General features: G+C 73.0%; 14 protein-coding genes. 5 read left to right on the plus strand and 9 right to left on the minus strand.

Annotation, left to right across the window (positions count from 1 at the left end; genetic code table 11):
• Positions 1–67: 67 nt before the first annotated feature.
• The 3 genes from MB828_RS33125 to MB828_RS33135 all read right to left on the minus strand — a co-directional run bounded on the left by MB828_RS33125 (position 68) and on the right by MB828_RS33135 (position 1,568).
• Complete coding sequence (locus MB828_RS33125; RefSeq protein ID WP_301651416.1) at positions 68–358, minus strand: hypothetical protein; 291 nt, start codon at positions 356–358, stop codon at positions 68–70.
• A 246-nt stretch (positions 359–604) separates the two neighbouring features.
• The gene (locus MB828_RS33130; RefSeq protein WP_301651417.1) at positions 605–886 is read right to left on the minus strand and encodes a hypothetical protein; all 282 of its coding nucleotides are present in this window, start codon (positions 884–886) and stop codon (positions 605–607) included.
• Between the two features lie 205 nt (positions 887–1,091).
• Positions 1,092–1,568: a hypothetical protein gene (locus MB828_RS33135; protein WP_301651418.1), complete on the minus strand. Its 477-nt coding sequence runs from the start codon at positions 1,566–1,568 to the stop codon at positions 1,092–1,094.
• Between the two features lie 464 nt (positions 1,569–2,032).
• Between MB828_RS33135 and MB828_RS33140 the strand changes: the two genes are divergently transcribed.
• From MB828_RS33140 to MB828_RS33150, 3 genes are all read left to right on the plus strand, one after another.
• Positions 2,033–2,803, plus strand: a complete 771-nt coding sequence (locus MB828_RS33140) for a hypothetical protein (RefSeq protein ID WP_301651419.1) — start codon at positions 2,033–2,035, stop codon at positions 2,801–2,803.
• 70 nt (positions 2,804–2,873) lie between these two features.
• A complete protein-coding gene (locus tag MB828_RS33145; RefSeq protein ID WP_046727339.1) occupies positions 2,874–3,152 on the plus strand; it encodes a hypothetical protein in 279 nt (92 codons plus the stop codon).
• Positions 3,153–3,369: 217 nt separating this feature from the next.
• On the plus strand, positions 3,370–4,023 hold the full coding sequence (locus tag MB828_RS33150) for a chaplin (RefSeq protein WP_343236224.1): 654 nt from the start codon (positions 3,370–3,372) through the stop codon (positions 4,021–4,023).
• 77 nt (positions 4,024–4,100) lie between these two features.
• Here MB828_RS33150 and MB828_RS33155 read toward each other — a convergent pair whose 3' ends face one another.
• Positions 4,101–4,598, minus strand: a complete 498-nt coding sequence (locus MB828_RS33155; protein ID WP_301651421.1) for a carboxymuconolactone decarboxylase family protein — start codon at positions 4,596–4,598, stop codon at positions 4,101–4,103.
• A gap of 46 nt (positions 4,599–4,644) precedes the next feature.
• On the opposite strand from MB828_RS33155, the gene MB828_RS33160 reads away from it, so the two are divergent.
• Together MB828_RS33160 and MB828_RS33165 are read left to right on the plus strand one after the other, a co-directional pair.
• Entirely contained in the window at positions 4,645–6,087 is a 1,443-nt protein-coding gene (locus MB828_RS33160) for a PLP-dependent aminotransferase family protein (RefSeq protein WP_301651422.1), read from the plus strand.
• 52 nt (positions 6,088–6,139) lie between these two features.
• Positions 6,140–6,625, plus strand: coding sequence for a carboxymuconolactone decarboxylase family protein (locus MB828_RS33165; protein WP_301651423.1), 486 nt, complete (start codon positions 6,140–6,142; stop codon positions 6,623–6,625).
• A gap of 96 nt (positions 6,626–6,721) precedes the next feature.
• On the opposite strand, the gene MB828_RS33170 is transcribed toward MB828_RS33165, so the two are convergent.
• Genes MB828_RS33170 through pabB form a run of 5 tightly spaced genes read right to left on the minus strand, consistent with a single transcriptional unit; the run spans position 6,722 to position 14,097 of the window.
• Positions 6,722–7,510, minus strand: a complete 789-nt coding sequence (locus MB828_RS33170; RefSeq protein ID WP_301651532.1) for an aminotransferase class IV — start codon at positions 7,508–7,510, stop codon at positions 6,722–6,724.
• 23 nt (positions 7,511–7,533) lie between these two features.
• Entirely contained in the window at positions 7,534–8,712 is a 1,179-nt protein-coding gene (locus tag MB828_RS33175; RefSeq protein ID WP_301651424.1) for an FAD-dependent monooxygenase, read from the minus strand.
• Positions 8,709–10,280 carry a class I adenylate-forming enzyme family protein gene (locus tag MB828_RS33180; protein ID WP_301651425.1) on the minus strand — a complete coding sequence of 524 codons (1,572 nt, stop codon included), beginning with the start codon at positions 10,278–10,280 and terminating at the stop codon, positions 8,709–8,711. Before MB828_RS33180 ends, MB828_RS33175 begins: the two co-directional genes overlap by 4 nt.
• Before the next feature lie 2 nt (positions 10,281–10,282).
• Positions 10,283–11,791 (minus strand): AMP-binding protein, encoded by a 1,509-nt coding sequence (locus MB828_RS33185; RefSeq protein WP_301651426.1) that lies wholly within the window; start codon positions 11,789–11,791, stop codon positions 10,283–10,285.
• Complete coding sequence (gene pabB / locus MB828_RS33190; RefSeq protein ID WP_301651427.1) at positions 11,788–14,097, minus strand: aminodeoxychorismate synthase component I; 2,310 nt, start codon at positions 14,095–14,097, stop codon at positions 11,788–11,790. Before pabB ends, MB828_RS33185 begins: the two co-directional genes overlap by 4 nt.
• Positions 14,098–14,103 lie beyond the last annotated feature (6 nt).

Below are 14,103 nucleotides of genomic sequence, written 5' to 3' on the forward strand. Positions count from 1 at the left end.
ACCCCCGGAAACGACAATCCCCGGTTTCCCGGCCGACGGCCGGGAAACCGGGGATTGTCGTTCAGCGTTACTTACCGAACGAGTTGCTGCAGCCCATGGACGAGCCCAGGGACGACTGCTGCGCACCCGAGTTGCCCTCGCCGTTCAGCAGGTTGCCGCCCAGGCCGTTGAGGATGCCGACCTCGCCGAGGATGTCCAGGTTCAGGTCGTGCGACCGGCAGTTGCTGCTCTGCTGGATGTTGAACTCGTCGCCGCCCTTCTTGCCCCAGCCCTGGTCGGCGTGGGCAGCGCCGGCGCCCAGGAACCCGAGGCTCCCGAATGCGGTGATGATAACGGCGGCGGTGCGGAGCTTGTGCATGTCATCTCCGATGTGGAATGGGGTGGATGCGATCCGGGGGGAAATCGCCATCTGTGTCATAAAGGCTGATACGAAATACCCGGTACATCCGGACGACGCGCCGAATACCGGTGGTATTTCGCTACCTTGGCGACCCCCGACACACACGAATGGTCCCGGCGCGGGGCGTTCGGCCCGGCGCCGGGACCATGTGCCGTCCGGCGCCGTGGCGCCGGACGAGGCCTCGGAAGGCTGTGGTCACAGGCCTCAGAAGGCGCTGTTGTTGCAGCCCATCGTCGAACCGAGGTTGGTGGCCTGGGCGCCCGGGTTGCCCTCGCCGTTCAGGGCGCTGCCCAGCAGGCCGTTGAGCACGCCGACCTCGCCGAGGACGTCGAGGTTCAGGTCGTGCGACTTGCAGTGCGAGCTCTGGTTGATGTTGAACTTGTCGCCGTGCCCGTGGCCCTCGCCGCCGGCGTAGGCCGTGCCGCTGACCAGGCCGATGCTGCTGAGGGCGGCGACCAGGACGGCGGCGTTGCGAAGCTTGCGCATGTCATCTCCGTGGAGTGGGGGGTGCGATCTGTGCCAGATCGACTTTTTACAGTTACGGGAGATTAGTACGTAATACGCCAAATCCGGCAGCGACGCGCTGTTTTCTTCGGCGTGTGACAGAAACACCCGAAAAGTCGAATGACCCGTGCACGGGCCGTCGGCTGCGGCTCTCGAAATGCCCGAGCCCGGCGCCGAGTTCGGGCCGTCAGCCCTGGCGCTGCGCGCTGGCGAGGGCGTTCGACTGGCTGTTGGCCTGGTTGCAGTCGACGCCCCGGGTCTGGGAGGCCGCGAGCAGGGCGACCGGGACGTTCGCGTCGAGCAGGGACTGCGGGCTGCACTCCTGGTACGGACGGAACAAGTTGCTCTGGGTCACCGGGCCGCCCTGGGCGACCTGCTGCGGGGCCTGGGGCGAGATCTGGGGGCTGATCTGCGGGTTCAGCTGGGGGTTGAGCTGCGGGGCGACCTCGGTGCCGCGCTGCGGCGCCGACTGCGGGGCCGGCGTGCCGTACGTCTGCGCGGTCGCCTGGGCGGAGGTGGCCGCGGCGGCCTGGGCGTCCGGCTGCGAGAGGGGGGTCGGCCCGGTCCCGTAGGAGACGGGGGCGGCGGAGCTGGGGCCGGCACCGACGGCGGTCAGTCCGCCGGCTGCTGCGACGATGAGCGCGACTTGCCGAAACTTGCGCATGAAATCCTCGGCCCTTCATTTGATCTGTGCATGGAACCTGATGAAATGACTGATGAGGCAGCGCGGTTATCGCTTTTTCGCCGCCCGGGGCGGCTGGGATGGACCTTCGCCCTCACCCCGTGGGGAACGACGGGCTCGCGGAACCGGATACGGGCGCGGTGTCGTGTCACCCGTTCGGCGAAATAGCATATGAGCGGTAAAGCTCGTACCGGTGACGGCAATTGGGTGACGGGTCCTCGAATGCCCGTGACCACGGCCGGGCAATCCTCGTTCCGGTGGGGAGAAGGCGGTGGCCGAGGAGCTGAGAGAACGAGGCGAATCGCTGCCGGCTCCGATGCGAAGTTCGCGTGCTGCTCAGGCGTACCGCTGCTGAAAGTGCAGTGTCATTACCGCACCGACTGCACGCGCGACCGCACTGAACGCAATGGACTTTCTCATCCAGGTATCGAAGGGCCGAGGGTTTCATGCGCAAGCTTCACAAGGCCGCGCTCGTTCTGGCGGCGGCCGGCGGTCTGTCCGCCATCGGCGCCGGCGTCAGCTATGCCGACGCTCCCGTCGGGTACGGCGGTGCGGCTCCGGTGCCGGCTCCGGACCAGCCGTATCCGCAGGCCCCACCCCCGGCACCGGCTCCGCAGGCCCCTTACGCCGCCGGCCAGACGACGGGCTCGGCCCAGGCAACCGTCCCCGCCTACCCGCAGCAGCAGGCCGCCCCGCCGCAGTACCAGCAGCAGGCGCCGCCCCCGCAGTACGCTCCGCCGCAGTACCAGCAGGCCCCGCCACCGCAGTACCCCCAGCAGAGCACCGGCTACGCCGCCGCCTCGGCCTCGTCGCAGGGCTCGGCCCAGGCCTCCACGGCTCCCGTGTACCAGCAGCCGCAGGCCGCGCCGCCGCAGGCCGCCCCCGCCTACCCGCCGCAGCCGCAGTACGCCCCGCAGCCGCAGTACGCTCCGGCCCCGCAGTACGCGCCGCCGCAGTCCGCCCCGCCGCAGGTCGTACCCCAGGTCATGCCTCAGGTCATGCCGCAGGTCGCGCCGCAGCTGGCCGTTCCCCAGGGCTACGCCCCGGAGGGTCCGACGCGCGTCACCCCGCAGGTCAACCCCCAGGTGAACCCGCAGGTGAACCCGCTCGTCAACCCCATCCTCGGGGCGCCGGCCGTGCCCGGTCTCGCGCCGGTCGGCCTCGGCCAGGTCGCGGCGCCTCCCGTCGGGCAGCTGGGGCTCCCGCGCCTCGGCTGAGGCCCCGTCACCGTCCGCACCACCATTCGATCCGTCGCGGATCCCGGTCCGCTCGACCCACGGAGAACCCATGCGCACGTTCCACAAGGCAGCCCTGGTGGGCGCCGCCGTCCTCGGCAGCGTCTGCTCGTTCGGCGGCGGCACCGCCTTCGCACACGGTGAGCCGGGCCACGACATCGACGTCACCCAGGGCACCGAGTGTCGCTCGCACGACATGAACATCGAGGTGCTCGGCGGTGTCGGCGTCCTCACCGGGCTGGCCGGCAACCTGCTGAACGGCGAAGGCAACCCGGGCGCCCAGCAGAGCCACCTCGGCTCCGACATGGGCTGCAACAACCAGGCGTTCTGACCCGGCCGGCCGGAACACGCCTCTCAGCAAAACCCCCAGCAGAACAGCTCAGCAAACCCCTCAGCAAAACCCCTCAGCAGAACAGCTCAGCGAAACCCCTCAGCAGATCTCCTCAGTAGATCTCCTCAGCGTTACACCGAGTCCGGGTGAGTGCCCGCGACGCGTCTGGAAGGGCAGGGACCCCATGAAACGGGCTACCCGAAACAGTGTGATCGCCATGGCCGTCGCCTCCGGCGCGATGGCAGTCGCGGGGACGGCACACGCCGACTCCGCCGCGGACGGTACCGCGAGCGGCTCGCCCGGCCTGGGGTCCGGCAACACCATTCAGGTGCCGGTGGACATCCCGGTGAACGTCTGCGGGAACACCGTGGACGTCATCGGGCTGCTCAACCCCGCGATGGGCAACAAGTGCACCAACAGCAGTCACAAGGCGCCGGGCAAGGCGGCCTCGGCGGGCTCCCGCAACTCGGGGCAGGCCACGGCCGACAGCAGCACCCATGACTCGCCGGGCATCCTCTCCGGCAACGGCGTCGAGGTCCCGGTCCACGCGCCCGTGAACCTCAGCGGCAACAGTGTCAACGTGGTGGGTGTCGGCAACCCGGTCTTCGGCAACGAGTCCACCAACGGCCCGTCCGACGAGCCCGCCCCCAGCACCCCGTCGACGCCCCGCGTCCACCCCCAGCCGCACCACCCGGCCAAGGCCCACCCGCGGCCTACCACCGTCGTGCGGCAGCGGACCACCGACACGCTCGCCCACACCGGAGCGGCCAGCCCCTGGGCGCCGGCGATGGTGAGCCTGGCCTCCCTGGCGGCCGGCGCGGTGCTGTACCGCCGGTTCCGCCCCGGGGCGAGCAACGCGCCCTACGCCTGATCGCGCTGACGGCCCCGAGTCCGCCGAGCACGGCGGGCGCGGGGCCGTCGCCGTCCCCGCGCGGTCGTCCGCCTCGCTCAGCCGTGCTGCCCCGGCGTGTAGTGCCCCGGGACCATACGGGTGGTGACGGCGAACCGGTTCCAGGAGTTGATCACGATGATCGACGCGATCAGCTGGGTCAGCTGCACCTCGTCGAAGTGCTTGGCGGCCCGCTCGTAGACCTCGTCCGGCACGAACCCTTCGGTCAGCACGGTGACGGCCTCGGTCAGCTCGATCGCGGCGATCTCCTGCTCGGTGTAGAAGTGCCTCGACTCCTCCCACGCGCTGAGCTGGATGATGCGCTCGACGCTCTCGCCCGCCGCGAGCGCGTCCTTGGTGTGCATGTCGAGGCAGTACGCGCAGTGGTTGAGCTGCGAGGCGCGGATCTTCACCAGCTCGAACAGCTTGCCGTCCAGTCCCTTGCGGGCGGCTCCGTCCAGCCGGACCATCGCCTTGTAGACCTCGGGGGCGTGCTCCGCCCAGGCGAGGCGCGGGGTGTGCTCGGGGGCGTACTGAATCGTCTCTTCTGTGCTCATGCCTTGAGCCTAGGAGCCAGGCAGCCCAGAGGTATGGTCCATTTCCATGGGGAAGACATGGGCCAATCGGCCCGCTCGGACGGCTCTGGGCATCGACCTGCACGTGGAACCGGCCGGTCCGGGCCTGCGCCGCGGCCTGACCGACGCCCTGCGCGAGGCCGTCCGCAGCGGCCGGCTGCTCCCCGGCACCCGGCTGCCCTCGTCCCGCTCCCTCGCCGCCGACCTGGCCATCGCCCGCAACACCGTCGCCGACGCCTACGCCGACCTGGTGGCCGAGGGCTGGCTCACCGCCCGGCAGGGCTCCGGCACCCGGGTCGCGACCGGCGTACCGGCCCTGCCCGCGGACCCCCGCACCGCGGCCACGGCCGCCGCGACCGCCCACCGCCCCGCCTACGACCTGCGGGCCGGCTTCCCCGACGTCTCCGCCTTCCCGCGCACCGAGTGGCTCAAGGCCGCCCGCCGCGCCCTCACCGCCGCCCCCAACGACGCGTTCGGCTACGGCGATCCGCGCGGCCGGGTCGAACTGCGCACCGCGCTCGCCGCCTACCTCGCCCGTGCCCGGGGCGTGCGCGCCGACCCCGAACACATCGTGATCTGCGCCGGGTTCGCCCACGGCCTGACGCTGCTCGGCAAGGCCCTGCGGGCCCGCGGGGCCGACACGATCGCCGTGGAGTCGTACGGCCTCGACGAGCACTGGCAGCTGCTGACCGCGGCCGGGCTGCGCCAGGTCGCCCTGCCCATGGACGAACTGGGCACGGACACCGGCGCGTTGGGGCCGGGCCCGGCTGCGGTGCTGCTGACCCCCTCGCACCAGTTCCCGCTCGGCCTGCCGCTGCACCACGACCGGCGGGCGGCCGTCGTGGACTGGGCGCGGCGCACCGGCGGCCTGGTCCTGGAGGACGACTACGACGGCGAGTTCCGCTACGACCGCCGGCCCGTCGGCGCCCTCCAGGGCCTGGCCCCCGACGAGGTGGTCTACCTGGGCACCGCCAGCAAGTCCCTCGCCCCCGGGCTGCGGCTGGCCTGGATGGTGCTGCCGCCGGCCGTGGCCCGCGAGGTGACCGCGGCCAAGGGCGGCGTGGACACCTGCGGCGCGCCGGACCAGCTGACCCTGGCCGAGTTCATCGACTCCGGCGGCTACGACCGTCATGTCCGTGCCTCCCGCACCCGTTACCGGCGGCGCCGGGACGCCCTGGTCGCCGCACTCGCCGAACGGGCCCCGGCGATCCGGGTCACGGGCATCGCGGCGGGCCTGCACGTGGTGCTGCGACTCCCGCCCGGCAGCGTGGGCCGGGTGATCCGGGCCGCCGCCGCCCGCGGCCTCGCCGTCGAGGGCCTCACCCCGCGCCACCGGCACCCCACGGCCGCCGTCGAGGCACCGGACGCCCTCGTCCTCGGCTACGGCACGCCCGCCGACCACGCCTGGTCCGGGGCGCTGGACGTCCTGTGCGCGGTGCTGTCCGACCCGGCTGTGATCAGCGCCGCCTGAATTCCCGGACAACGGACCACGCGATTGAATTCTGAAAGCTAGAGTCTCACCCATGAGCAATGGTGATCAGATTTCCCGTGTGGCCCTCAAGAAAATCACCCCGGACGTCTCCTCGGCGATGGGGTCCCTGCATGCCGCCGCGGTCGCCGCGGCCCAGGACGCCAAGGTCGAACCGGAACTCCTGGAACTGGTCAGAATTCGCGCCTCCCAGCTGAACGGCTGCGCGTTCTGCCTCGACATGCACACCAAGGACGCCCGCGCCCAGGGTGAGACCGAGCAGCGCATCTACGCGCTGAACGCCTGGCGGGAGACCCCGTTCTTCACCGAACGGGAGCGTGCCGCACTGGAGTTGGCCGAGGCGGTGACCGTCGTCGCCGACGGCCGTGTCCCGGACGCGGTCTACGCGCAGGCCGCCGCCGTGTTCGACGAGAACCAGGTAGCGGCCCTCATCTGGGCGGCCACCGTCATCAACGCCTACAACCGGATCGCCATCGCCACCCGCATGGCGCCGGGCGCCTATCAGCCCCAGCAGAAGTAATTCCGGCGACGCCGAAATCAATTCAGGCACCGGAAAGTGCCGGGTCGAACCAGAACATATTCGGCCCGGCATGTTCGACGTGTCCGTACGGTTTGTTCAGTTCCCCGGCAGCGGCTCCATGGCGGCGTCCAGCCACGCCCGCCATTCCCCGGCGCGGACCGCCGGCCCCGCCCGCAGGGGTTCGCCGATCCATCCCGCGACCGGCCTGATCCCGTGCAGCGCGTTGACCAGCCACACCTCCCGGCCGTCCAGCTCGGGCAGGGTCCGGTCCCGGTGGGCGACCGGAACCCCGGTGCGCAGCGCCCGTTCCTGAAGGAGCGCGACGGTCACCCCGGGCAGCACGGGCAGCTGCGGAGACGGCAGGCACAGGGTGCCGTCCTCCCACCACAGCACGCTCGCGGTGGCCGCCTCCAGCACCACCCCCGTGGGCGTCACCAGCACCGCCTCCTGCGCGCCCGCGCCGGTGGCCCGGCCGCGCACCCGGGCCAGGGTGTCCAGGTCCGGCCCCTTGCGGCGCGGGACGGTCCGCGGATCCGACTGGCCGGCCGCCCACACCCGGACCTCGGACCCGAGCGGCGGTGCGTGCCGCAGCCGCAGCCGCAAGTCGAGCGAACCCGGCACGAGTTCGACCCGGGGGAACCACTCGCCGGTGCGCGGCAGGGCGGCCGTCATCGCCTGCCAGAACTCCAGCAGCCGGGACACCGGCGGCCCGCCGCACTCGCCGCAGGACCGCAGGAATCGCTCCCGGTGCCGGTCGAGGGCACGTACCCGGCCGTCCCGGACCAGCCAGGAGTCGGCGACGAGCAGCCGCCCGCCCGGCCCCGCGTCCCCGGCCGGCCGGGGACCGTCGGCCGCCGACCACGTCAGCAGCCCCTCACCGGACATCACCCGACCGCCCACGCTCCTCCTCAGTACTTTCCGCCGGCCGGCACCGGAACCCCGGTCCGCGGCCCGTACGGCGCGTGCTCCAGCCAGGATCCGCAGGACGGCAGGACGGGCGCCAGGGCCGCCGCCGCGCGCTGCCGCAGCCGTACGATCCGCCGCCGGGGCCGCAGATGGTCCAGGGCGATCCCGGCCGCCTCGCTGTTGAACAGGGCCGCGGCCCGCCGCGCCGCCGCGAAGCCGGCCACCGCGCCGGTCGCCACCGCCTCCGCTGCCGCCGCCGCGTCGGCTATCCCGCTGTTCATGCCGCGCGCCCCGAACGGCGGGAACAGGTGCGCTGCCTCCCCGGCCAGCAGGACCCGCTCGTGCGGATCGGTGAAGGAGGCCGCCACCTTGCGCAGGAAGCGGTACGTCGACACCCACAGGATCCGGTCCGTGTGGTCTTCGTATCCTTCGCCCACCACCCCGGGCAGCCAGCGGCGGACGGCCTCCTCGGTGCCGAAGTCCTCCGCCCGGTCCCCGGCGTGGCACTGGAGGTCCACCTGGAAGCCCCCGGTGAACGGCACCCGCATCACGCTGCGACCGCCGGCGCCCGGATGCTCGTAGTGGAAGACCCGCTCCAGCGGCAGTTCCGCGCCCGGTCTGTCGGCCACGTCGACGACCACGTGGAAGCCCTCGCCGTGGGTGCCCTCCATGGGGATGCCGAGCCCGGCCCGGACGGCGGACCGGGCGCCGTCCGCCGCGATGACGTGGCCGCACGTCACCTCCCGCCCGTCCGCGCAGCTCAGCGAGACACCCGAGGCGGTGGAACGGACGCCGATCACCCGCGCGTCCCACCCGAACTCCACGCCCGCCCGCTCGCAGGCGGCCCGCAGGAACCGCTCGGTGTCCACCTGGCGCAGGCTGGTGAAGGGCGGCCGGCCGGAAGGGGGCGGGAAGGTGCGGGAGTACACCTCCCGCCCCCGGTACAGGGTCCGCCTCGTGTGCCAGGTCCGGCCGTAGGAGGTGATCTCCCCGGCCAGTCCCGGCCGCATCGCGTCCAGCAGCGCCAGGGTCTCGCGGTGCACGAACAGCGCCCGGCTGCCCGGCCGTTCACGGCCCTCCGGGTCCGCCTCCAGGAGCAGCACCGGCAGGTCACGCGCACGCAGCGCGAGCGCCGCCGACAGGCCCACGGGCCCGGCGCCGACCACCACGACCGGCGTCACGCGCGCACACCCGCCGCCAGCATCCGGGTGATCTCCACCCGCTTCACCTTCCAGGTCGCCGTCATCGGCAGCTCCTCGAACCGCCACTGCCTGGGCTCGGCCATCGCGGGCAGGCCGGCGGTGGCCGCCCGCCAGCGCTCCGGGTCCAGCGGCCGTTCCCCGCGTACGCACACCACCGGGACCGGCTCCCGGTCCGCGCCCGGCACGATGACCACCTCACGCAGCTCCTCCAACCGGTCCATCAGGATGTCCTCGACCTCCAGGTTGCTGTGCACGGAGTCGATCCGGTCGATCTCCCGGTCGATCAGGTACAGCGCGCCCAGCCGGTCGCGATACCCCATGTCGCCCATCTGCCACCACGCGCCGTCGAGTTGGCGCTCGTACTGCTCGCGGGCGCCGAGGTAGGTGAGGATCCGGCCCCGGGTACGGGCCTCGATCCGGCCGGGCGTGCCGGGGGCCGCGGGCCGTCCGTCGGGGGCGGTGACCCGGACCCGGGTGAAGCCCGGTATCCCGATCCCGACCCGCCGCCCGTCCGCCCGGGACGCGCTCCTGCGGGTGAACCACTGGAACGCGACAGGACCGGTCTCGCTCTGGCCGTACAGCTGGATCAGCCACGGCGACCGGCGCCTGGAGGCGTCGAGCAGCCGCCGTACCGTGCGCGGGTGGATCGCGTCGAACGTCGAGCCGTACGACCTGACCCGGGACAGCGGGGCGCCCGGCGCGTCCGCCAGCTCCTCCCACAGTACGAAGGTGTTGGGGTGGGTCTCGACGATGCCGGGGCGGTGCCGGGCCAGCAGCGGGCCGACCGTCGCCGGGTCCGGGTCGGTGATCAGCAGCAGCGGGCTGCCGAAGTGCAGCAGGACGCCGAGCAGATGGTAGAAGCGCGAGTGCACGAACGACATGTGCAGTGCCGCCACCTCACCGCGGGTGGGCCAGCCCAGCGCCTGCTGCGGCACCAGGCGGTTCCACATCGTCTGCGGGCAGTGCACGGCGAGTTTCGGGACGCCGGTGGTGCCGGAGCTGTGCGTGATCAGGGCGGGTTCGCGCGGGTGCAGCCGTACCGGCGCCGGCACCTCGGCACCCGCGTGCTCCGGCAGGGACACCACACCGGGCACGCTGTCCACGGTGAGGGTCTGCCGGACCAGACCCCCGACCTCCAGGCCGGCGAGCTTCGCCGCGTCCGTGACCAGCCACGGCCGCCGGAGCCTGGCGAGCAGCTTGCCGACCACCTCACCGGCCAGAGTGGGCGAGAGCAGCACGGGCACCGCGCCGATCCGGGACACCGCGCAGGTCAGCAGCACGATGTCGACGTTGTCCGTCTTGTGGACGACCACCTGTTCCGCGGGCCGGACCCCGGCGGCCCACAGGCGCCCCGACAACTCCTCGGCGGCGTCGGCCAGTTCCGCGTAACTGAGGCGGACGCCGAGGTCCGGGTGGGTGTCCAGGGGCCGGTCCAGGGTGACGGACACCCCGCCGTGCCGGTCGGCCGCCCGCCGGAACAGCGGGCCGAGGTAGAAGCCGCGCTCGCCGATCAGGGACTCCTGCATGGAGACGGTCCTTTCAGTCATGGTCACCACGCGCCCCGGCGGACCAGATGGCGGCGGAGCTTCCCGGACGACGTGCGGGGCAGGGAGGGCAGCAGGCTGACGCTGCGCGGGACCTTGAACGCGGCCAGCCGCTGCCGGGCCAGCGCCAGCAGCTCCTCCGGGAGCCCGTCCGGCGCCGGCGTCACGGCGGGTACGACGAAGGCGCGCAGCCGTCCGGCGCCGGACCCGTCGGGTACCGCCGCCACCGCGACCTCGCGCACCCCGGGATGGGTGCGCAGCACAGCCTCCACCTCCAGCGGGGAGACGGTGATCCCGCCGACCATCTCCATGTCGTCGGTGCGGCCCAGGTGCCGGTAGGCGCCGTCGGGTTCGCGGACCGCCCGGTCGTGGGTGGCCAGCCAGCCGCCCACCAGGGTGCGGGCGGTGTCCTCCGGCCGGTTCAGGTAGCCGGGCGTCACCGTCGGCCCGCGCAGCCACAGTTCTCCCTCGTGGCCGTCCGGCACCGGACGGCCGTCGCGGTCGCGCAACTCCACCTCGAAGCCGGGCACCGGACGGCCCACGGTCCCGGGATGGTTGTGGGCCAGGCTGTTGGCGCAGAAGGCGTGCCCGGCCTCGGTGGAGCCGATCTGTTCGAGCAGCGGCGCACCGAGCAGCTCCGAGACCTGCTCGCCGAGTCCGGCCGGCAACCCCTCGCCGGCCGACACGGCGGCCCGAACCGAGGCGAAGCAGGCCTGGTGACCGCTGCCCCGGTCGGCGACCAGCGCCGCGTACGCCGACGGCACCGAGTACACCAGGGTCACCCGGTGCCGCGCGATCAGCTCGTCCACGGCGGCCGGGCCCGGCCGCCGGTCCGTCAGGACGGCACTGGAGCCGGAGAAGAGCGGGAAGACGAAGGCGTTCCCGAAGCCGTACGCGAAGTACAGCCTGGACACCGACAGCGTCACGTCGTCCTCGGTGACGCCGAGCAGCCGCCGCCCGATCAGGTCGTGATACGCGGGCGGGTCGGCGTGGGTGTGGACGACCCCCTTGGGCCTGCCCGTCGTCCCGGACGTGTACTGGACGTACAGCGGGGTGTCCGCGTCGACCGGGTGGGCCGGGGCCGGTACGGCGGCGGGGGCGAGCGCGAGCAGCTGGTCGGCGCCGAGCCGGACCCGTCTCGCGAAACGGTCGTCCAGGCCCGGGCCGGTCAGGCACAGCACCGCCTCCGTGTCGGCGGCCATGAACGCGTGGTCGGCAGCCGGGAGTTCGGGGTTGACCGGGACGGCCACCGCGCCGAGCCGGGCAAGGGCCAGGAAGGCCACCACCCAGGCCATCGAGTCGGGCAGCGCGAGGACCACCCGGTCGCCGGGGCCGGCGCCGTGTTCCGCGAGGACGGTCGCGGTCCGCGCTCCCAGCTCGTGCACCTCGCCGTGGGTGAAGACGCGATGACCCTGGTGGAAGGCGGGCCGGCCGTTCCAGCCGTACCGCTCGGCGCGGTCGGTGAGCCGGGCGGCGAGGTTGGCGGTCGCCGTGACGGCGGGGGCCCGGGTCACCGGGCGGCCTCCTGCACGGCGTCCGCCGCGGACGCGCTGTGCGCCCGCAGCGCCCGCATCTGCGCCGCCGTCTTCAGCAGCATCTCGTCGTACTCGGCGGCCGGGTCGGAGTCCAGGACGATCGCGCCGCCCGCGCCCAGCTGCATCCGGCCGCCCGTCATCACCGCCGTACGGATGACGATGCCGAGGTCCGCGCCGCCGCTGCACCCGAGGTAGCCGAGCGCCCCCGAGTACACGCCCCGGGCCTCGGTCTCCAGCGAGTCGATGATCTCCAGGGTGCGCAGCTTCGGCGCCCCGGTCATCGACCCGCCCGGGAAGCAGGCCCGTACACAGTCCACGGCGTCCGTCCCGGCCCGCAGCCGGCCGGTCACCGTCGACACCAGCTGGTGCACGGTCGCGTACGACTCGGTGGCCATCAGCCGGGGCACCCGGACGGTTCCGGTACGGCAGACCCGGCCCAGGTCGTTGCGGAGCAGGTCGACGATCATCAGGTTCTCGGCGCGGGTCTTGGCGTCCGCCGCCAGCGCGTCCCGCAGCCGGCCGTCCTCGAACGGGGTCGCACCGCGCGGCGCGGTCCCCTTGATGGGTTTGGCCTCCGCCACCCCGTCCCGGGTGATCCGCAGGAACCGCTCCGGTGAGGAGCCGGCCACGTCCAGGTCGCCGAACCGCAGGAGAGCCGCGTACGGCGCCGGGTTGACGCGGCGCAGCTCCCGGTAGAAGGCGTACGGGTCCGACGGCGCGGGCAGCCGGGCCGCGTTGGTGAGACAGACCTCGTAGCTGGTGCCGGCCCGCAGTTCCCGTTGGCAGGCCTCGATGTCCGCGAGGTAGGTGGCGCGGTCGCGCACCAGCCAGGGCTCGGCGGCCTCCGGATCGGGTGCGCCGGCGGCGGGCGGGGCCGGCCGGCGGTCGCCCGGTGCCAGGAAACTGAGCTGGGCCAACGTGTCCGTCAGCCACTCCTCGGCCTCTGCCGCGGCCTGCGGGGTGTCCTCGGCCAGGCAGACCGCGTAGGTGACGTCCTCCTCGTGGTCCACGGCGAGCAGCCGGTCCGCGAACAGCCAGCAGGCGTCCGGGGTCTCGGCGCGGTGCCGGTTGGGGGAGCCGCAGTCGGCCTTGGTCTCGTAGCCGAAGTAACCGACGTAGCCGCCGGTGAAGTCGAACGGCAGCCCGTCGGCGTCCACCCGGCGGCTGGTCAGCTGCCGCTTCAGGTAGTCGAAGACGCTCGCCGACACCTTGCGCGGCGGCCGTCCGGCCCGTATCACCTCGCACCGCCCGGCCGTCACGTCGTACCGCACGAACTCGGCGAGCGGACCGCTGTCGTCACCGAGGAACGAGAACCGCGAGCGGCTCTGCTCGACGAGCGAGCTGTCCAGCCAGAAGGAGCGGGCCGAGGCGGCGAAGAGGCGGCCGTAGGCGGCCTCCGTGTCCACGGCGCCGGCGAGCCGGCGGGTGTGCAGCCGGTACGCGGGCACGTCGCCCTGCCGGGGCCGGGGGAGGGCCGCGCCGGGACGGGGCGCGGCTGTCCGGGCCGTGTGCCTCGCACGGGGGAGCGCGGCCGGGAACCCGGCCTCGTCGGCACCACCCGTGACGCCCGCCGGACCGGCCGCGCCCGCGGTGCTCTGCGCACCGACCGCGCCCCTCGTGCTCTGCGCGCCGGACGCCGACCTCGGCCGGGGGATCGCCGCCTCGGTCGGAGGGACGGCGGTGTTCTTGGTGCGTGCCCTGCGGGCCCGGCGGGCGGTGAGGTTGCGGAAGTTCACCAGCATGCGGTGGCCGTATTCGGTGAGCACCGACTCCGGGTGGAACTGCACGCCCCACAGCGGCCGTTCACGGTGGCGCAGGCCCATCAGGACGCCGTCCTCGGCCCAGGCGGTGGCCTCCAGGGCGGCGGGCAGCGGCTCGTGCACCGCGAGGGAGTGGTAGCGCACGGCCGTGAAGTCCTGGGTCAGCCCCTCGAACAGGTCCCGCCCGTCGTGCCGCACTCTGCTCAGATGTCCGTGCCGCGGCTGCGGGGCGGGAGCCACCCGGGCCCGCTCGCCGAGCGCGATGCCCTGGTGGCCCAGGCACACCCCGAGCACGGGCACGGTGGCCTCGGCGATCACCCGGGCACTGACGCCGAAGTCACGGCCGTTTCCCGGATGCCCGGGCCCCGGGGACACCACCACGTTGTCGAACTCCGCGAGCCGGGGGAGTGCGCCGTCCCCGTCGTCGTTGCGGACCACCACCGGTTCCTCGCCATTGACCTCGGAGATCAACTGGAACAGGTTGTAGGTGTACGAATCGTAATTGTCGATGAGCAGGGTCTTCACCCGCCC

Origin of the sequence: Streptomyces arenae (assembly GCF_022343545.1) — a bacterium.
GTDB classification, from domain to species: domain Bacteria; phylum Actinomycetota; class Actinomycetes; order Streptomycetales; family Streptomycetaceae; genus Streptomyces; species Streptomyces humi.